General features: G+C 64.5%; 15 protein-coding genes, 2 tRNA genes and 1 pseudogene. 12 read left to right on the top strand and 6 right to left on the bottom strand.

Annotated features, from left to right (window positions below):
* Nucleotides 1-94: 94 nt before the first annotated feature.
* Entirely contained in the window at nucleotides 95-850 is a 756-nt protein-coding gene (locus tag IPL75_10970; protein ID MBK9240762.1) for a DUF4159 domain-containing protein, read from the bottom strand.
* Nucleotides 851-860: 10 nt separating this feature from the next.
* Complete coding sequence (locus tag IPL75_10965; GenBank protein MBK9240761.1) at nucleotides 861-2,792, bottom strand: Xaa-Pro dipeptidyl-peptidase; 1,932 nt, start codon at nucleotides 2,790-2,792, stop codon at nucleotides 861-863.
* 105 nt (nucleotides 2,793-2,897) lie between these two features.
* Here IPL75_10965 and IPL75_10960 point away from each other — a divergent pair, with 105 nt between their 5' ends.
* The 3 genes and pseudogenes from IPL75_10960 to IPL75_10950 all read left to right on the top strand — a co-directional run bounded on the left by IPL75_10960 (nucleotide 2,898) and on the right by IPL75_10950 (nucleotide 5,684).
* A complete protein-coding gene (locus tag IPL75_10960) occupies nucleotides 2,898-4,457 on the top strand; it encodes a GNAT family N-acetyltransferase (protein MBK9240760.1) in 1,560 nt (519 codons plus the stop codon).
* Nucleotides 4,388-4,726, top strand: a pseudogene (locus tag IPL75_10955) (hypothetical protein). Before IPL75_10960 ends, IPL75_10955 begins: the two are co-directional and overlap by 70 nt.
* Before the next feature lie 94 nt (nucleotides 4,727-4,820).
* On the top strand, nucleotides 4,821-5,684 hold the full coding sequence (locus IPL75_10950) for an MFS transporter (GenBank protein MBK9240759.1): 864 nt from the start codon (nucleotides 4,821-4,823) through the stop codon (nucleotides 5,682-5,684).
* Here IPL75_10950 and IPL75_10945 read toward each other — a convergent pair.
* Nucleotides 5,664-6,506, bottom strand: a complete 843-nt coding sequence (locus IPL75_10945; GenBank protein ID MBK9240758.1) for an amidohydrolase family protein — start codon at nucleotides 6,504-6,506, stop codon at nucleotides 5,664-5,666. The two genes, IPL75_10950 and IPL75_10945, sit on opposite strands and share 21 nt — an antisense overlap.
* Nucleotides 6,507-6,511: 5 nt before the next feature.
* On the bottom strand, nucleotides 6,512-7,174 hold the full coding sequence (locus IPL75_10940; protein ID MBK9240757.1) for a hypothetical protein: 663 nt from the start codon (nucleotides 7,172-7,174) through the stop codon (nucleotides 6,512-6,514).
* A gap of 95 nt (nucleotides 7,175-7,269) precedes the next feature.
* On the opposite strand from IPL75_10940, the gene IPL75_10935 reads away from it, so the two are divergent.
* The 4 genes from IPL75_10935 (at nucleotide 7,270) to IPL75_10920 (ending at nucleotide 12,220) form a co-directional block, all read left to right on the top strand.
* Complete coding sequence (locus IPL75_10935; protein MBK9240756.1) at nucleotides 7,270-8,187, top strand: metallophosphoesterase; 918 nt, start codon at nucleotides 7,270-7,272, stop codon at nucleotides 8,185-8,187.
* Nucleotides 8,188-8,189: 2 nt separating this feature from the next.
* Nucleotides 8,190-9,131 carry a 1-acyl-sn-glycerol-3-phosphate acyltransferase gene (locus IPL75_10930; GenBank protein MBK9240755.1) on the top strand — a complete coding sequence of 314 codons (942 nt, stop codon included), beginning with the start codon at nucleotides 8,190-8,192 and terminating at the stop codon, nucleotides 9,129-9,131.
* The gene (locus IPL75_10925; protein ID MBK9240754.1) at nucleotides 9,128-11,230 is read left to right on the top strand and encodes a hypothetical protein; all 2,103 of its coding nucleotides are present in this window, start codon (nucleotides 9,128-9,130) and stop codon (nucleotides 11,228-11,230) included. Before IPL75_10930 ends, IPL75_10925 begins: the two co-directional genes overlap by 4 nt.
* Nucleotides 11,231-11,314: 84 nt before the next feature.
* Entirely contained in the window at nucleotides 11,315-12,220 is a 906-nt protein-coding gene (locus tag IPL75_10920) for a hypothetical protein (GenBank protein MBK9240753.1), read from the top strand.
* 274 nt (nucleotides 12,221-12,494) lie between these two features.
* Here IPL75_10920 and IPL75_10915 read toward each other — a convergent pair.
* A tRNA-Cys gene (locus IPL75_10915) sits at nucleotides 12,495-12,568 on the bottom strand.
* 238 nt (nucleotides 12,569-12,806) lie between these two features.
* On the opposite strand from IPL75_10915, the gene IPL75_10910 reads away from it, so the two are divergent.
* Nucleotides 12,807-12,881, top strand: a tRNA-Gly gene (locus tag IPL75_10910).
* Between the two features lie 36 nt (nucleotides 12,882-12,917).
* Here IPL75_10910 and IPL75_10905 read toward each other — a convergent pair.
* Nucleotides 12,918-13,727: a hypothetical protein gene (locus IPL75_10905; GenBank protein MBK9240752.1), complete on the bottom strand. Its 810-nt coding sequence runs from the start codon at nucleotides 13,725-13,727 to the stop codon at nucleotides 12,918-12,920.
* An 89-nt stretch (nucleotides 13,728-13,816) separates the two neighbouring features.
* Between IPL75_10905 and IPL75_10900 the strand changes: the two genes are divergently transcribed.
* The 4 genes from IPL75_10900 (at nucleotide 13,817) to IPL75_10885 (ending at nucleotide 19,289) form a co-directional block, all read left to right on the top strand.
* On the top strand, nucleotides 13,817-14,569 hold the full coding sequence (locus IPL75_10900; GenBank protein MBK9240751.1) for a class I SAM-dependent methyltransferase: 753 nt from the start codon (nucleotides 13,817-13,819) through the stop codon (nucleotides 14,567-14,569).
* A 12-nt stretch (nucleotides 14,570-14,581) separates the two neighbouring features.
* The gene (locus IPL75_10895; protein ID MBK9240750.1) at nucleotides 14,582-16,993 is read left to right on the top strand and encodes an ABC transporter permease; all 2,412 of its coding nucleotides are present in this window, start codon (nucleotides 14,582-14,584) and stop codon (nucleotides 16,991-16,993) included.
* 104 nt (nucleotides 16,994-17,097) lie between these two features.
* Nucleotides 17,098-18,198 carry a family 10 glycosylhydrolase gene (locus IPL75_10890; GenBank protein ID MBK9240749.1) on the top strand — a complete coding sequence of 367 codons (1,101 nt, stop codon included), beginning with the start codon at nucleotides 17,098-17,100 and terminating at the stop codon, nucleotides 18,196-18,198.
* A gap of 14 nt (nucleotides 18,199-18,212) precedes the next feature.
* The gene (locus IPL75_10885) at nucleotides 18,213-19,289 is read left to right on the top strand and encodes a carbohydrate-binding family 9-like protein (GenBank protein MBK9240748.1); all 1,077 of its coding nucleotides are present in this window, start codon (nucleotides 18,213-18,215) and stop codon (nucleotides 19,287-19,289) included.
* Nucleotide 19,290 lies beyond the last annotated feature (1 nt).

Below are 19,290 nucleotides of genomic sequence, written 5' to 3'. Positions count from 1 at the left end.
CATGACGAACGCGCTGTGTGGCGTGTTGGCGCCCCTAAAGGGACGCCCTACTTCTTGCCTTCGTAGCGCGGCCTGGGTTTCAAGGCCGCGGCTTTTACCGCGTCATCCCGTACAGCAGGTAGTTGATTCCGAATTTGTATGCTTCGTTTGTGGGATCAACCGCGTAGATGCCTTCGGCGGAGTGTTCCATGTAGTCGCCGATGTCCATGTTGTAGTTGATCACCACCGACAGGCGTTTGGTGGGGTCGTTGTTCTCGTAGATGCCGTAGAACTCGCCCATCAAGCCCTGCTGGCCCATCTGCCCCGGGTACGGCACATCCAGCGTCTTGATCGCGAAGAACGTATTAAAAATCGGATGCGAGATGTCGAGCCTGACGATACGCGCCTTGGGCAGCACGCGTGTCATCGCCACTTCGAACACGTTCCATTCATCTTGAAAATGGAAGTCGTCAACGATCAGGAAGCCGCCCTTTTCGATGTAGGTGCGCAGGCCCGCGACCTCGGTCTCGCTCGGATACCAGTAGCCGGGCTCCGACAGGTAGGCCAGAGGAAACTTCATCAACTCCGGGTCGTCCATCTTGAGCACAGTGCCGCCGTTGGGACTCGGCGTGATCGCGGTGAGCTCCGGCAGGATCAGGTTCAGGTGCTGCTCCATGTCCGGATAGTCGTAGGACCACCCGGGGTAATTGGCATACCAGAGACGCACGATCGAGAACTTTGCGTCGTAGGGCACCGCCGCGGGCATGGGGACAAAGCCGCCCATCCTGAAGCCGCCGCCACGGCGCCTTTGCGCAGAAAGCGGGAGCATGGCCGCCACAATCAGGGCCACCACCAGCCAGCGATGTCGCATGCCTCGGATACTACCGCGAGACCGCACCCGTCGCCCGGCCAAATGCAGGCAGGCCACCCACCACCGGCAGGCGCACACTGGTGCCGTCCAGATCGATGGTCAGTTCGGTGCCCGGTTGCGGCCACAACGTGAAATCGCGGTCGCTCGAGAAGATCATCAGGCCGATCCGTTTGCCGGCCGGGATGATCTGGTCGTCGGGCTGCAGGTCAAACGTCATCGTGACAAACTCGCCCGGCTTGAGTGGCGTTCCACGTTCGCGGGAGTTGTAGTCGCCGCCGCGAGTGAGTGCCTTGTGGTTCTGCGGATCGGCCCAGCCGCGCGTGATCAGGTTCGCTGTCCCAATCGGCCCTTCGGTCCACGGCAACTGCACGAGATACACCGACAAGTTCGCAGCCGGTTTGCTCGATGCCATGCGAATGGTGACGCGTACGGTGCCCGAGAGATGCACCGCGTCGGTCAACTCCGGCGTGGCATACAGCAGCCGGTGTTTCGATTCCGCCGCAAGCGCCAGGGCCGGCGCCGCCATCTCGACATTGTCGGTGAGTGTTTCGGTGCCCTGCTTCGCCGCGGTCGCAGCTGTCACAAGATTACCTGTCGCACCCCCACCGGCGCCCAGGCGCAGCGTGACAACCGCAGCTGCCGGATTCGGATAGTCGGCATAGGGGGTTGGCAGAGGTGTGGCGGCACCTCGTCCCCGTCCGCGGCCGGGCGCGGTTGCAGGTGGCCCCGTGGTGGGTGGCGCCGGAGCCGGCGCTGCGGCGGGTGCCGGTGGCGTTTCGCGTACGATCCACGCCTTCGGATCCTTCTCCACGCCGTTTTCGATGCCGTACAGATACCGCGTGAACCACTTGTTCATCAGTTCCATCGGCGGCGCACCCCCGTGACCGCCCTGATGGAAGTACTGCTGCAACGGCACTTTCCCCTTCAGCGCGTTGCTGATGCGCACGCTGTGCTCGGGCACCACGTTCCAGTCGTTGAACGCATGCGCCATGAGCACGGCCGCCTTCACGTTGCCCACAAGGGGCAGCAGGTCGCGCGAGATCCAGAATGCGTTGTAGTCGCCGGTGCGGCGATCGCGGCCTTCGACGAACTCGCCATCGCGATAGATCTTGTTGCAGACGGCGCGGCGCACCGGGTCGCCGCTGTTGACGAAGTCGTACAGGAAGTCGATGTCCTCGCCCAGCCATCCGCCGGGATGCCGCACCAGCCCGTGTGAACGGTAGTAGTGGTAATACGACGTGTTGGGTGCGATGGGGATGATCGCTTCGAGCCCGGCAACTCCAGTCGTGGCTGCGGCGAGGGGAATGGTCCCGTTGTACGACGTGCCCGTCATGCCGACCTTGCCGGTAGCCCAGGTGGCTTTCACTTCTTCTGTGCCATCGGGTGTCGTGAAACCTTTTGCGCGGCCGTTCAGCCAGTCGATGACGGCCTTGGGTGCGAGCCGTTCGGGCGCGCCGCCGACCGTGGCACACCCCTGCGACAGTCCTGTGCCCGGCGCCTCGGAGTGCACCACCGCGAAACCGCGGGGCACCCATGCGGCGACCTGCGAGTTGGAAATGCTCGTGCGCGCCGCGTTGAACTCGATCTCGGGCTGCGAGGTACGTGCCGGCGAATCCACGCCCACTTCCTGCTTCACGTCCCAGAGGAACTTCCGGTCGCCGGACGTGCCGGCGAAGTAGGGCGACGACTCATACACCACGGGCACCTTCAGCCCTTCCGTGTCGGTTTGTAACTGGCGCGTCACATCCACGTGCACACGGTCGCGCTTGCGGTCGCCATCGGAATCGAACTCAGTCTCTACCCACAGCCGGTGGCGAATCCATTTCGTGGCGTCTTCAAATGCCGGCACCACCTGGGCCTGGCCGTTCTCGAAGATGGGTTTGGCCGGCGGGGTCTGGGCCGACACCATTGTGAAGAGCACGACCGGCGTCACCGCGACCATCGCGGCCCTGCCAAATCCCGATGCGGAGCGATTGAGGGTGAACATCACGGCCGATTATCTCCTAGAATTGGAGCACACCCCGCTCAACAGTCCAGGAGGACACCGATGGACGAACAGCACCTGAAGACTTTCGAGACCCGGGTTCGCCTGCGACCGACCACAATTGACGACTTTGATGCCCTGGTGGCCCTGCAACTGCGGTGCTTCCCTGGCATGAAGCCGTGGACACACGAGCAGATCGTGAGCCAGCTCACCGTGTTTCCAGAGGGCCAGTTCGTGATCGAGATCGACGGGCGGATTGTGGGGTCGGCCAGCAGCCTCATCGTCGACTCGTCGGGCCACAGTGAATGGCACAACTGGTCGGCCATCACCGACAGTGGGTTCATCCGGTCCCACGACCCTGGCGGCGACACGCTGTATGGCACGGAAATCATGGTGGACCCGGAATTCCGCGGCTTGAAGCTGTCGCGGCGCCTGTACGACGCCCGCAAGCGGCTGGCGCGCGAGCGGAACCTCACGGGCATCATCATCGGCGGCCGGATTTCCGGCTACGGCAAGTATGCCGACACGATGTCGGCCCCCGAGTACGTGGAGCGCGTGATCAGCAAGACGCTGGTGGACCCGGTCCTGACTCCCCAGTTGTCCAACGGCTTCGTCATGAAGGGCTTGATCCCCGACTACTTCCCTTCCGATTCCGAGTCGCGTGGGTATGCCACCTACCTCGAGTGGCGCAACATCGAATACGTCGCGCCGCACCGGCGTCAGTTCCTGCGCCCGTCGAGCCCTGTCCGGTTGTCGGCGGTCCAGTACCAGATGCGCCGCATCTCGAATTTCGAGGAATTCGCAAAGCAGTGCGCCTTCTTCGTGGACGTCGCGTCCGACTACAAGGCGGACTTCCTGCTGTTCCCTGAACTCTTCACGACACAGTTGCTCTCAATGATCTCGGCGGATCGGCCCGGGCAGTCGGCCCGGAAGCTGGCGGAACTCACGAAGCCGTACATCGAAATGTTCGCCAAGCTCGCGATCAAATACCACATCAACATCGTCGGCGGCAGCCAGTTCGAACTGGACGGCGAACGCCTCTTCAACACGGCGTACCTGTTCCGGCGTGACGGATCGATCGACAGCCAGCGCAAGCTGCACATCACCCCCAACGAGAAGCGGTGGTGGGGCGTCCAGCCCGGCGAGCGATTGCGCGTCTTCGAGACCGACCGGGGACGCATCGCCATCCTGACGGGCTACGACGTGCAGTTTCCTGAGCTCGGGCGCATGGCCTACGATCTCGGCGCCCGCATTCTTTTCGTCCCGACCAACTCCGACGAGCGGCACGACTATCTTCGCGTGCGCTACTGCGCGCAGGCCCGGTGCATCGAAAACCCGGTGTACGTGGTGCTGTCGGGATGTGTGGGCAATCTCCCGGACGTCGAACACGCCGACATCCACTACGCGCAGTCGGCCATTCTCACACCGTCGGACTTCTATTTCAGCCGCGACGGCATCGCCGCCGAGTGTCAGGAGAATATCGAGACCGTGATTTTTGCCGACGTGGACATTGAGATGCTGCGACGGCACCGCCGCAAAGGCACCGTCCTCAACTGGGCGGATCGCCGCGCCGACCTCTATCGAATTCGGTACCAGGCCGAAGGAGCCGACCGCGAAGTGTGACCCGGTCCCGTCGACAGACGATCCTGTTTGCCGCGCTGTACTTCAGCGAGGGTGCCCCCATCGGATTTCTCTGGTGGGCCCTCCCCACGCGCCTTCGCGCGGCTGGCGTGGAGGTCGAGGCCATTACCGGCCTGCTCTCGCTGCTCGTGCTGCCGTGGGCGCTGAAGTTCCTTGCGGCGCCGTTCGTCGATATTCTCCGCACGCCGCGATGGCCACTGCGCGCCTGGATTGCCGGCAGCCAACTGGTGATGGGCCTGCTGATTCTTGCGACGATCCCGGTTGACTGGCGCGTCAATTTCCCACTGGTGGGCACGCTCCTGTTCTTGCATGCGGCGGCCGCAGCCCTGCAGGACGTGGCCATCGATGCGTACGCGGTGCAAATCGTACCTGGCCGAGCGGCTCGGCTCGGTCAACGCCTGGATGCAGGTGGGCATGCTGACCGGGCGCTCGCTGTTCGGAGGCGGCGCGCTCCTGATCGGGGCATGGGCCGGCCCCACCGCCACCCTCTACCTGCTGGTCGCCGGAATCTGGCTCCCGATGGCGGTCCTGCTGCTGGCCGGCGAGAAGGAAGTCCACCCGGCCACCCACACCGTGCCCGCCCGCAGCCGGGAGTTCACGTCGGCGCTGGGCGACGTGCTGAGGCATCCCGGCACCTGGTTCGTCCTGGTCTTCGCCGCGGTTGGTGGCGCCGGATTCGAGGCCGTCGGCATTCTCGTCGGGCCGTTCCTCATCGACCAGGGGTTCTCATCCACCCAGGTGGGTGCCTTTCTCTTCCTGCCCACGGTGGCCGCGATGATGGCCGGCGCGATGGCGGCCGGGCGCCTCTCGGACCGATGGGGCCGAAAGCAGGCGGCGCGCGCCACCCTGGTGGGCCTGGCCATCACCATCATCGGCGTCGGATGGACAGACGTGTCGTGGCTCAATGGCGCCGCCACGCTGGGCTTGCTGATGGTGTTCTACGGACTGATCGGAGCGTTCACCACGACGTCGTACGCGCTGTTCATGGAGGCGACCGACCGGCGACTGGGCGCCACCCAGTTGAGCGCCAGCATGAGCGCCACCAACCTGTGCGAGTCATGGTCGGCGCTTGCGGTGGGGCGCCTCACGTCGCTGTGGGGATATGGCGTCGCGTTTTCGGTGATGGCCGTGTTGTCGCTGGCGGCCTTGCCCGCTCTCAGCCGAATGGGCCGCCGACGTCAGATGTCCTCAGAGGCCGCGCAACAGTGACCGGAAGCTGAGGTCTGGAGGCTGGAGGTTCAGCTTGAACAGCGCGGCCGCATTCTCGAAGAGCATCTGGTCTTTGTCTCGTGCCGGCAACCTCAGCTCGTCCACAAACTGCAGATACGACTCCATCGTCGCCAGGGGCCAGTCGGTGCCGTAGAGGACCTTGCTCGGCTCCACGCCCCAGAGAATCATCTCCTTCAGCTGCTGCCGCATGTAGGCCTCGAATCGGTCGGTGAACCCACCCAGGGTCAGACCCGACATGTCGGTATAGACGTTGTCGTTTTTGTAGACCACCTCCATGCAATCACGGAACCAGGGATTGCCGAGGTGGCAAATCAGGAACTTGACGCGCGGAAAGTCCACCGCCACTTCATCGACATGCAGGGGATGCGAGTACTTCACCTTTCCTGTGCGGGCAAACGTGTCGCCGGTGTGGATCATGACCGGCACGTCGAAGGCCTCGGCCAGCTCGTAGGCGGGTGCCAGTTTGCGGTCGGCCGGATAAAACGGCTCATACCCCGGATACAGTTTCAGGCCCTTGATGGCTCCAGCGTCGAGCAGCGAGCGGAGTTCCTCGACATCGGCCGGGCTGAACGTCTCCCACGAAATGCCGGCAACGACGTGGATGTTGGGCAGGTGTTGGGTCGCTTCCACCACGGCACGCGCCGACGGCCGCCCGGGGACAACCTTGTAGGACGTCAGGACGATGGACTGGTCCACACGATTCCGACGCATCGTGTGCAGGAGGTTGTCGAGGCACCGTGGCAAGGCCTCGACGCTTTCGTCCTCGTAGTGGTTGACGTGGGTGTGGCAGTCGACGACCATTCAGGCTACTTGCGAGTGTATCGCGCAATGAACTGCGCGGCCCACTCCCGCCCGCCAAGCCCGAAGGCCAGCGCGGCGGCCAGGCAGACGGCGGCAAAGGCAATTTGGAAGGCCGACACCAGCACTTCGGTGCGGATGGCCAGCTGCTCGGCCGCCATGAACAGCACGAAGGTCAGCATCGCGTAGCGGGCCAGGACGGCCACGGGCTGGGCTGCGGTCGACCCGATGTTGCTCAGGTAGCTGAAAATCAGGGCGCCCACCACGCGGGCGAGCAACGATCCGAACACCAGGATGCCGGCCGCCAGCACCAGATTCGGCACGAACAACGCGACGCGCTCGGCCAACGCCCCGGCGCCCCGGAACCCGAGTGAGTCGAGCAGCATCATGAAAACGCCTGCCAGGATCAGCCAGTAGACCGTGCCCGCCAGCAATGTCACGGTGGTCACCTTGACGCCGCCCTGCACCAGAAAATCATCAATGCCGCTTCTGTCGGCCAGTTCATCCACGTGAAGCGCGCGAAGGACCCGAACCGCCAGGCGCCGAATCAGCTTGGCCACGAGCCAGCCCACGATCAACAGCGCCAGCGCCAGCAGAATGTCCGGCAGCATCGCGACCATCTCGCCCCACGAGCGGCGCAGCGACCCCAGCAAGGTACTTGATTCGAACATTGGTGCCCCCCGGCGTCATCGTACTGCCCGCCGCAGGACGGCGCAATGCGAGCCGCGGGTGTCGACGCCAGCCTGGTCGGAGTACACTCTGCCGGATGTTCGACATGGCCGAGACGCCCGCGAGGTGGACCATCGATCGTCGCCACTTCCTGGCCATGACCGCCGGTACCCTCTCGGGCCTGGCCGCACGGGGCGTGCCCCTGCTTGGGCAGACCCGGCTGCGCTTCGGCCTGGTCACCGATTCCCACTATGCCGACGCCAATCCGCTCGGCACGCGGTTCTATCGGGAGTCGCTGGCCAAAATGCGCGAGGCGGTGGCGACGTTGCGGGGTGAGCGGGTGTCGTTCCTTGGCGTGCTGGGCGACATCAAGGACATGGCGCCGAAGGAGCCGGAGGCTGTGACCCTGGCGAGTCTGGCGGCCATTGAAGCGGAGATTCAGCAATTTGGCGGGCCCACCTACCATGTGCTCGGCAATCACGACATGGACAACATCTCAAAGCCACAGATGTTGGCCGGCATCACAAACACCGGCATTCCCAAAGATCAGAGTTACTACGCGTTCAGTCAGAGCGGGCTTCGATTCGTGGTGATCGACGCGTGTTACCTTGAGGACGGGAAGCACTACGACCGCGGCAATTTCGATTGGCGCCAGACGTGGGTACCGGCGGAGGAACTGGCGTGGCTCGGGCGGGAACTTGCTGCAGCCCGGGAGCCGGTGATCGTGCTGGCCCACCAGCGGCTGGATGGCACAGGCGACCTTCATGTAAAAAACGCGGCCGACGTCCGAGTTGTCCTCGAACGTTCGCAGAAGGTGCTGGCGGTGTTTACCGGCCACGATCACGCGGGTGCGTACGCCCGGGTGAACGGCATCCACTACTACACACAAAAGGCCGTGGTCGAAGGCTCCGGGCCGGATCGAAACGCATACACCCTTGTTGAGGTGGACGCGTCCTGGAACCTGACTGTGACGGGTTATCGCACGGCAGTGTCGAAAGACCTGCCACGAGGCTGAAGATGAACTATAAACAAACGCTTCACGAAGTCTCTGAAACGTACCGCACGATTGTCGCCGAGGCGGGAGAGCCGCCTGAGACGGCCAACCGGTTGATGTCGGTGTTCGTGAAGCTGGTGGAAGAGCAGGTGCGGGCGCCCCACACATTCGAGCCGTATCACCGGCAGATCACGGCGCCGTTCGACTACTACGCGTTTGGCGTCGAGTTCCTGCGGCCGCTGATGGACAAGAGCCGATCGACCTTCACCGGGCGCGAGGTGATGCAGCGCGTGGCGACGCAACTGGCCGCCGGCGAAAACGTCATCTTCCTGGCGAACCATCAGAACGAAGCGGACCCGCAGGCCATCAGCATCCTGCTGGAAGACGAGTTCCCAGCCATCGGCCGCGAGATGATCTTTGTCGCGGGTGAACGCGTCATCACCGATCCCCTCACGGCGCCGTTCAGCATGGGACGCAACCTGCTGTGCATCTTCTCCAAGCGCCACATCGATCACCCGCCCGATCAGAAGGCGGCCAAACAGTTGCACAACCGCAGGGCGCTGGAGCAGATGACGCAGCTCCTCTCGGATGGTGGCCACTGCATCTACGTGGCGCCGAGCGGCGGACGCGATCGCATCAACAAGGCCGGCGTCGTGGACGTGGCGCCGTTTGATGCGCAGAGTGTGGAGATGTTCCACCTCATGGCCCAGCGTGCCACGCGGCCCACTCATTTTTATCCGATGGCGCTGGCCACGTACCACTTCATGCCGCCACCCGACACCGTGCAGGTGGAGATCGGAGAGCCGCGGCGCATCAGCCGCAGCCCGATCCACATGGCGATCGCCCCGGAGATCGACATGCACGCGTTTGACCAGTTGGATCGGCACGAACGGCGCGAAGCCCGGGCGCAAGCCGCTTGGCGCGCCGTGTGTGAGGCCTACGCCCGCTTCCCCGCTGATCGATGAACGCCAGGGCCGTCTGCCAGTTCGTAGTCGGATTCGTGCTGGTCGCGCTTGCCGGCCTGTACGTGAACTGGTCGTCGCACTACTTCTTTCTGTTTGACGACTTCGCCCTCTTCGGAGAGGCATCACGACGCACTGCGGCCGAGATCGTCACCACTCCCCTGTTCGGGTTCTACCGGCCGTTGGTGTTCCTGCTCACCAAGGTCGAGTTTGGTGTGTTTGGCTGGCAGCATCCGGAGGCGGCGCTCGCCATCTCGCAATCGATTCACCTGATCAACGCCGGGCTCGCGTTCCTGTTGGCTCGAAAGCTCCGCCTCTCGATGACCGCGTCAGCAGTGGCGGCGGCGACCTTTGCGTTGTCGCCGTGGTCATCGGAAAGCTACGGATGGGTGAGCGCGCGGTTCGATGTGGTCAGCACCTCTGGTGTGCTGTCGACCTTGCTGCTGATGATGGCGGCGAGTGACGCGCCGGGGCGAGGCACCCGAGCGGTCGCAACTGTCGCCGGGGTCGTCACCACACTTGTGGCCGTGTTCGCCAAAGAGAGCGGCGCCCTGCTTCCCGTGTATTGCGCGGCAGTGCTGCTTGCCAAGGGGCCGCGCCTGCGCATGCCGTGGCTGTTCCTCCTCGGTGTGACCACGGGTGTGGGTGTGTATCTGGTGTGCCGGCACTCCGTGTTGCCGTCTCTGGGTGGCGCGTATGGCTCTTTCCCGACGCTTGTCGCCGATGCCGACATCGTGGCCAACCTCGGCAGGTATCTGCTGGCGTTCGTGGCGGTGCCCCGGCCGGGGTTCACGCCAACGGCGAGCGCGGGTCTCGTCCTGGTGGCGGTGCTGGTGGGCCTCGGCTTGATCATCGGCTGGCAGGTCTTCAGGGAGCGCCGTGCGCTGCTCTGGCTCTGCCTTGGCGCGTTCCTTGTTGGATTGGCGCCGGTGATCTGGTTGCCGGTGCTTGCCGGAAGCACGGCGGCCGGGCGCTTCCTGTATTTGCCGGGTCTGTGGATCTGCATCCTGGCCGGAGCAGCCAGCGAGCGAGGACTGCGGAGGGACGGTGCTTCACTGCTGGCGTCGCTCGGTGTGGCCCTGCTGGTACCCTTACTGGCGGCGATGGCCCTTGTCAGCGTGACGCACCAGGCCACCACATGGAAGATGGCGGCCTCGTTGTCGCGCCGGGGCATTCAGGCATTTGCGCCATTGGTGGACCAGGGCCTGACCACCGTGTACTTGCCGGCCCTGCCCTACTGGTTTGCGGAAGGGCCGTTTGTCCTGAAGAGCTACGCGTTCGGTTTTTATTATGCGGGTCGAGACGTACCTGCGGTGCGCACGCATGACATGGTGGTCACTCGTCTTGGCAACCGTGCCATCTTCGGCGGCTGGAAAGACGCCGCACCGCAGACGGCACTCGGCCCCAAGGTCACGATCCACGACCTTGGCCTGCCGGTGTCCGGTATGCCTACTCGTTTGTCGCTGGATCCGACTCGTGTGTCGTTGTTACAGACTGCAAACAGCCGACCAGGCGGCGGCTCGCTCATCGCACTCGATGGCCCGGCGACCGTTCGATGGTCCATCGACATTCCCGCAGGCGCCCCAATCGCGATCACGCCTGCGCAGGGCGACGGGCCCGCGACGCTGGCGGTGACCATAACTTCCGCCCCGCCGGGTCTGGATGAGACGATCATCGCGCGGCTACGCGTGGATGGACGGTCGGTGCTGCTGCCTGACATCGCGGTCCACATCAGGACACTGGCCGACCTCGATACGGTGCCGCCGTTCGGTTCGCTCGACGCACCTTCAGCGGACTTCGCTCTCAGCCAGCCGACACTTCTGCAGGGCTGGACGCTGGACGACTTCGACCTGCGGCGTGTGTGGGTGGCGCGTGTGGCGCCTGACGGCTCACAGGTGCCGCTCGGCAACGTCGTGGTGCAGGGCGAACGCCCCGACATCACGCGCCAGTATTCGCGCGCGTACAACACCACGCAGGCCGCATGGTCGTTTGTGCTTGAGCCTGCCGCGGTGGCCGGTGCCGTTCGCCCGTTTGTGGTTCAGGTGCTCGCGGAGGACGGCGCCGGCCATCAGATCGTCATTGGCCAACGCACCGTGCGCTAGCGCGCCACCCTCCTGTTCAGTGCGCTGACGTAGGGCGTGGCTTTAGCCGCGCCGAGCGTCACTGTCATGTATCCTCGGAGGCCTATGGACTTTCGCGTGATGACGATGGCCACGGCGGTGGTCATGCTGGTGCCGCTGAACGCCGACCCAGGCTCGCAGGCACCGGCTTCACCGTTCCAAATGTCGGCATCGGTGAGCGATTCGCGCGGCCGGCCCGTGAAGGATTTGACGGCAGCCGACTTCACCGTGAAGGTGGGTGCGTCTGAACTGAAGGCGGTGAGCGCGGTGCTGGACACGAGACCTGTGTCGATCGTCCTGATCATGGATGGCGTGGAGTCCACCGAAGTGCTGGATGCGCGCGCGGCGCTGACTGAAGTGCTGAAGCAGTTTCGAAGCATGGCCGAAGGCGTGCGTGTGGGGATGATCCTTGGCGATGCGGGAGCCACGGTGCCCGAGATGCAGGACGCCAATGCGGCCGCCGCCGAACACAACCGGCGCGTGTCGGTGTTCTTTCAGGCGCCGCAGACGGCTCCGCCGATCGATACACTTCGCGCCGCCACCGAGGCGTTGATGAAGGAAGAGAACCGGCGGCGGGTCATCCTTGTGTTGTCGTTGAATCGGCGCACCGCGAGTCAGCAGTATCTTGGAGATGTGGCAAACGCCCTCGTTGGTGCAGACATCCTGCTCGGCTCGGTGGAGACCGGCCGCGGCTCCGATCAATCGCTGTGGCTCATCCACGACGCGGTCGGTGGACGACACGAGCGCGTGGGCGACGTGGCGTCGCTCGCGCTCGCAGGCGGCCGCCTGGCTCGTGCGCTGCTGTCTTCGTATCAAGTGACGTTTGAGTCGGCCGAACCCCTCACGGTGCGGCCGCGCATCGAGGTGAAGACTCGCAAGGGGCTGACGGTCATCGCGCCGGCGTGGGCGCGTCAACTCTCTCGCGCGCCATCGTCGGGGTCCTGGGGTCCCGTGGTCCCGGGGGATCGGTGATCAGGTGATCGCCGACGGCAGCTGGGGTCATAGCGTCTTCGCCCACCGAATTTCGTAGCGCGGCGTGGGTCTCAACGCCGCGGCCCTTTGGCGGCCTTGAGATTCAGGCCGCCCTACGAGGACGGGATGTAGCTCGACAGGCTCGGGGCCTTCGGCGGAGGTTGCGGAAGCTAGCTGGGGCAAACGCCGGCGATCAAACGCGGAACCCACCATAGCGTCTTCGCGGAGGTGGGTGGAGCTAGCTGGGGCGTAGGGGCCCCCAGCGATCAATTAATGGAGGCGCCGCCCGGAATCGAACCGGGGATGGAGGTTTTGCAGACCTCTGCCTTACCGCTTGGCGACGGCGCCCTCTGGGAAAAACTGACTGATGGAGGCGAACGAAGACTCGCGTCAGTCAGGCACTAGGCCCGACAACAACAGCGACACGCGAGACGGGTGCGGACAGTCATCGTTCGGGAAGCAGTCTATCAGAACGGCGGCCTTGAGGCCCAGGCCGCCCTACGAAATGCCTGTAAAAGCTCCCCGCGACATAAGGAGTCTTGCCCTGAACGGTGGCCTTTGTGTAAACTCACAAGACTGCTCTGACGCGGGAATAACTCAGTGGTAGAGTGCGACCTTGCCAAGGTCGAAGTCGCGGGTTCGAATCCCGTTTCCCGCTCCATTCTTTTGAAAACTGACAACGACGCTACGCCGCGCGTCAGCGCGTCGTGGCCAACTTGACCGTTGTCCAGATGTCGATGGACTTGCCTTTCGCGGGTTCGGGTCCCCCGCCGGGCATTGCTCCAGAAGGATAGCCCCCAGTCGGGAGGCCCCCGCCCATGCCCCCGGCCATTCCGCCGCCGCGGCCGCCACGGCCGCCCCCGCGAGACGGCGTGCGGGGTGGCTCCGGTGTGACGATGCCGAGGGCCGCCACGCCCTTTGTGAGATCGATGCCCGGGGCATACGGGCGGCTCGCGCCGGTTTCAAAGGGCACCTGCACTTCCATGAAAAACGCACCGTCGTGACTGCCAATCCTGAGCGCCACCCCCGACGGCTCCTCCACCATCACACGGCGCAGGTCGTCGCGACCCGGGCCAAGAATGTCGAAGTAGCTCAGCAGCGGGGGCTCATCGGGTCTGGGCGCCGGGGTGCCCGGCGCCAGGCGCGATCCCACGGGAGGAATGCGAACGCCAAAGCCTTGTCCCCGCTTCCCCTTCGGATCCACGTACACCGAAAGTCCCGCGCGGATGATCTGCGTGGTCACTGCAGGGTTGCTGGTGACGACCACAAAATAGAGATGTTCGCGATCGTTGGCCACGCCCAGGGCCACTTCCTTCGAGACAAATGTCAGGTCCGTCCAGTCGGTCATCACCCCGTCGATGCGCACATCATCAGGACGCCACCGGCTCTGCACCGGATCGTCCGCGCGAACGCCGCCGCCGGCCGCAAGCACACAACCGAACAAGAGCAGCGACCCTATGACGCGCACGGTGCGTTGCCTTCCCAGGACGAAGCCAGTGTCGTGCACTGGCCCTCCATTGAAACTGTGAATTTCATCCATTCATCATAGGAACATTCAGGCCCCCTGTGCCACGCGAGGCAGGACACAATGGCCGCATGTCCTTTGCCGACCACTTTTCCGCGCAGGCCGGCGCATACGGCGCGTTTCGCCCGTCGTACCCGGATGCCCTTGGCGCGTTCCTGGCCTCGGCGGCCCCGGCGCGTGGCCTGGTCTGGGACTGCGCCACCGGCTCGGGACAGGCGGCGGCGATGCTGGCGCGGCATTTTGATCGGGTTGTGGCCACAGATGCCAGCGCCGGGCAGATTGCCGAAGCGGTCCCCCACGACCGTATCGACTATCGCGTGGCGCCCGCCGACGCGTCCGGATTGGCGGACCACTCGTGCGACGTCATCACAGTGGCGCAAGCCGCGCACTGGTTCCACCTGCCGGCGTTTTATACCGAGAGCCGGCGCGTGCTGAAACCCGGCGGCATCATCGCGCTGTGGTGTTACGTGCTGGCGGAGACCGGGAAACCCGACCTTGATGACGCAATTCGCCGTTTCCAGTACGACCGGCTCGGGCACCACTGGCCCGTGGGACGTGAGCTGGTGGACGACCGCTACCGTTCGCTGCCGTTTCCGTTCATTGCAGTTCAGGCGCCGGAGTTTGCGATGACCGTCACCTGGACGCGTGCCGACCTGCTGGGCTACGTCGGCACGTGGTCGGCCGTCGCCCGGTGCCGACAGGCGGAACGGGTGGACCCGATGCTGGACTTCGCGGCCGAACTCACCCGGCTGTGGCCCAACGCCTCGACACCAGCTCTGATCCGGTGGCCGCTTTACACAAGAATCGGCACCACTGCCGTGTGATACCGTCGGCGCATGAAGCATGATCTGAACGAAGCGTGGCGGTTCCTCACGGCCAACAAGGGCTTTGCCGCAGTGGTGGTCCTCACTCTTGGCCTGGCCATCGGCGTGAACTCCACAATTTTCAGCGTGCTCAACGGAGTGTTGCTGCGCCCTCTGGACTACGCCGCACCCGACCGGTTGGTGGTGGCGTGGGAAAACAACCAGACGCTGGCGCAGGACCGCGCGCAGGTGTCGTCGGCCACCTACCTCGACTGGCGCAACCAGACCACCACATTCGAGAGCCTGGCCATCTGGCGCTACAAGGGATTCACACTCAAGACGGATAACGATGCCGAGCGCATCACCACCGTGGATGTCTCACCAGTCATGTTCACCGTGCTCGGCGCCGCGCCGGTGATCGGCCGGGTGTTCACGCCCAACGAAGAACAACCCGGCTCGGCGAAGACGGTGGTGCTGAGCCATGCGGCGTGGACCAAACGCTTTGGCCAGGACATGTCCGTGCTTGGCCGGACGCTGAATCTGGATGACGCCAGCTACGAAATCGTCGGCGTGATGCCGCGCGAGTTTCAGTTTCCCGCGGGTGATGCGGAGGTGGAACTCTGGGCGCCCCTCACGGTGAATCCGGCCGCGCTCGCCTCCCGCCCGCACCGCACGTACAACTCGATCGGCCGGCTCAAGCCCGGCGCCACCATCGAACAGGCGCAGGCGGACATGGATCGGATCGCCGCGACCATCGCGAAAGACAACCCCGAGTCCAACGCCGGCTGGGGCGTCACACTCGTCCCCGCACATGAACAGGTTGTGGGCGACATCGGCAACACGCTGTGGGTACTGTTCGGCGCGGTCGTCCTGGTGCTCGTGATCGCCTGCGTGAACATCGCCAACCTGCTGCTCGCGCGTTCGGCGAGGACCGCGAAGGAATTCGCCGTGCGCGCGGCGATTGGCGCCAGCCAGTGGGCGCTGCTGCGACGCTCGCTCGTCGAGAGCGGCTCGCTTGCGGGCCTTGGCGGCCTGGCCGGACTTCTGCTCGCCTGGTGGGGCATCGGCGCGCTGCGCCCGCTCATTCCCGCCAACGTGCCACGCGCCGACAATATCGGCCTCGACTGGTCTGTGCTGGCCTTCACCGCCATCACGTCCATCGTGGCCGCACTCATCTTCGGGCTCTTCCCGGCATGGCGGGCAATGCGACCGCATCTTGTGGAGGTCTTCCAGGATTCCGGCCGAGGCGCTTCAGCCAGCCGGTCTGCGCGACGTCTCTCAGACGCGATGGTGGCTGCCGAAGTGGCCCTGGCACTGATGCTGCTCGTGGGCGCCGGACTGCTGATTCGCAGCTTCGTCCAACTGACATCAGTCGATCCGGGCTACCGCACCTCAGGTATCGTCGCCGCGCACATCGTGTTGCCGGCGTCACGTTACGGCCCGTCCGCCTCCAAAAAGCAGTTCTTTGACGACCTCGTGTCACGCGTAAAGGTGATGCCGGGTGTGGAAAGTGCGTCGGCGGTTTCCGCGCTTCCGATGAGTCCGCTTGGCGTTCAGTTCGAGCTGCCGTTCACCATCGACGGCCTGGCAGAAGCGTCGCCGTCTGAGCGGCCCCGCGCGCGATACCGCGCGGTCATGTCCGGCTACTTCGAGACGATGGGAATCAAGTTGGTGGATGGCCGGGCGTTTGACGATTTCGATGGGCGCGAGAATGGCGCCAAAGTCGCCATCGTCAATGAGCTGGTCGCGAAGCGTTATTTCCAGGGCGTGAGTCCTCTCGACAAGCTGGTGAAGATCCCCATGGCCGGCGACCTGCGCATCGTCGGTGTGGTGACAGACATCAAACACGACGGACTCGCCTCTTCGGCCGAGCCTGAGGTGTTTGTGCCCTACTTCCAGTTCGCGTTGAGCGAGATGCAGGTAGTGGTGGCGACCACGCAGCCGGCGAGTGCGGTGGCCACGGCGATCCGGTCGCAGATGATGCAAATCGATTCCGCGCTGCCCATCGCGAAGATCACAACGATCGAGGATCGGGTCTCGGCCTCCGTGGCCCAGCCGCGCTTCAACATGACGTTGCTGGCCGGCCTGGCATTGTGCGCGGCGCTGCTGGCGGCGCTGGGCGTGTATGGAGTTGTCACCTACGCCGTGACGCGGCGCACCACGGAGATTGGCATTCGCATGGCGCTTGGCGCCGATGCCGGCGGCACATTCCAGATGGTGGTGCTCGGCGCCGCGAAGGTGGTGATGGTGGGTGTCGTACTCGGCCTCACCGGCGCGGCGCTTCTCGGCAAGTCGATCGAGAGCCTGCTGTTTGGCGTGGCTACGCTGGACGCCACGACGTTCATCGTGGCCGGGCTGGCGACGATCACCATCGGGCTCCTCGCGGCGATGGTGCCGGCGCTCCGCGCGACGCGCATCGATCCCGTCGCGGCGCTGCGCGACTGAGCACGTCCAGGGTCCAGGGCTTGCCCCGCCATAGCGCAGAGCGCGGAGGCGGGTCCAGGGTCCAGAGTCCAGAGTCCAGAGTCCTGGGAATGGTGGAATGTTGAATGGAGAGACGGACGTTTCTGAAGGCCACTGGGCTCGCGGCGATGGCGGTGCCGTTCGCCGGGTTGGTGCAACCGAAGAAGCACTACGTCTGGATGCGACCGTCGCTCACGCGGTCAGACGATGAGTGGGCGCGGCAGTTTGATCAGCTGAAGGCAGCGGGCTTCGCCGGGATCATCCCGGAGGTCTACAACGGATCGACCGCGCTTTGGGGCAGCACACGATTGCCGGTGCGTGGTCCGTGGCTGGAGCGCGCGATCCCGATGGCCGCGCGCGCGGGTCTGGAGGTGCATGCGTGGATGTGGTGCATGCCGTGTCTGCTCCCTTCCGTCATTCGCGATCACCCCGACTGGTACAACGTCAACGCGAAGGGCGAGTCGGCCGTGAATAAGCCGGCGTACGTGGACTATTACAAGTTCCTGGACCCGGCGCATCCCGAGGTGCGGGCCTTCGTGCGCGATACCGTTCGGGAACTGGCCGCGGTGCCGGGCCTGACGGGCGTTCACCTGGACTACATCCGGCATCCCGACGCCATCCTGCCGTCTGACCTGTGGGCGAAATACGGCATCGTGCAGGACAAGGTCTATCCGCCGTACGACTACGGCTATACGGAGCTGAGTCGCAGCGCCTTCAAGTCCACGCATGGTGTGGATCCGATGACGTTCACAGATCCAGAGAGCCAACCAGAGTGGCTCGAATATCGGCTGAAGACGGTGGTCGATTTGGTGAACAACTTTCTGGTGCCTGCGGCGAAGGCCGGCGGCAAACAGATCAGCGCCGCGGTGTTTCCCGGGCCGAGTCTCGCTCGAACGATGGTGCGGCAAGACTGGGGACGCTTCAGTCTCGATGCGTTCTTCCCGATGCTGTACCACACGTTTTATCAAGCGGGGCCCGAGTGGGTGAAGCAGTACACCGAAGAAGCGACGCGTACCGTGAAGGCACCGGTCTACTCAGGCCTGTTCATCGGTCCACTCAGCGGCACTGATTTCACTCGTAGTGTCGAGATGGCCTTGGGCGGCGGCGCGGCGGGCGTGTCGCTTTTTGACCTTGGCGCCCTCAGCGACGAGAAACTGAAGCTCTTCGCGAAGGTGGCACGGGGATGACAGCCTCGCAGGTGATGGCCACCAAGAAGGCGGTGGTCCTGCTCCCAGTCATGCTGTCGGGTCTCCTTGTGTCCGCCGGGCAAACGCCGTCGGACCATCCCCGGGGCTACGTGGCGTATCGCGCCACTGCCCCGCTCACCATCGATGGCCGTCTCGACGATGGCCCCTGGCGCGACGCACCGTGGTCAGAGACTTTCGTGGACATTGAGGGCGAAGCGCGGCCGCGGCCGCGCTTCGACACGCGCGTGAAGATGTTGTGGGACGACGCGTACTTTTATGTCGGCGCCGACATGAAGGAGCCACACCTCTGGGCCACGCTCACCACACACGACTCGGTGATCTTCCGCGACCATGACTTCGAGATCTTCATCGATCCCAACGGCGACAACCACGAGTACTACGAGCTTGAGATCAACGCACTCGGAACCACGTGGGACTTGCTGCTGCCGAAGCCGTACAAAGACGACGGGAAGGCGGTGAATGGGTGGGAGATTGCGGGGTTGAAGTCAGCGGTGCATCTGGACGGCACGCTGAATGACGGGCGCGATATCGACCGGGGATGGTCTGTGGAACTCGCGCTGCCCTGGCCGGCGCTCGGCGAACTGGCGCGCCGGGCCTCGCCGCCGGTTGACGGCGATCAGTGGCGGGTCAACTTCTCGCGCGTTGAGTGGCAGCTACAGCCGCCTCATCCATCGACCGGGGCGTACGCGAAGATCCCCGACACAAAAGAAGACAACTGGGTGTGGTCGCCCCAGCACGTGATCAACATGCATCGCCCTGAGCGCTGGGGATACGTCCAGTTCTCCAGTGCGAAGCCAGGGAGCGCTACCTTCCGCCCAGATGGCACGTGGCCGGCACGGCGTTGGTTGCACGAGGTCTACGACGCGCAGATGGCGTTCCGGAAGACCCGCGGCCGTTTTGCATTGACGTTGGCAGACCTCGGCATCACTGCGCCGTCGGACGCGACGCTGGTCAGTCCGTCGCTTGCGGTTGGTGGCTCCCTCTTCGAGGCGTCCATCACCGTGCGCCTGCCAGGGCGCGCAGACGAGCCGTTGACGATTCGTCAGGACTCCCTGATTTCCCGACAATAGT

The sequence above is a fragment of the Acidobacteriota bacterium genome, from assembly GCA_016716905.1.
In the GTDB taxonomy this organism is placed as follows: domain Bacteria; phylum Acidobacteriota; class Vicinamibacteria; order Vicinamibacterales; family SCN-69-37; genus SYFT01.
This window is presented reverse-complemented; position numbering and strand designations above follow the sequence as displayed.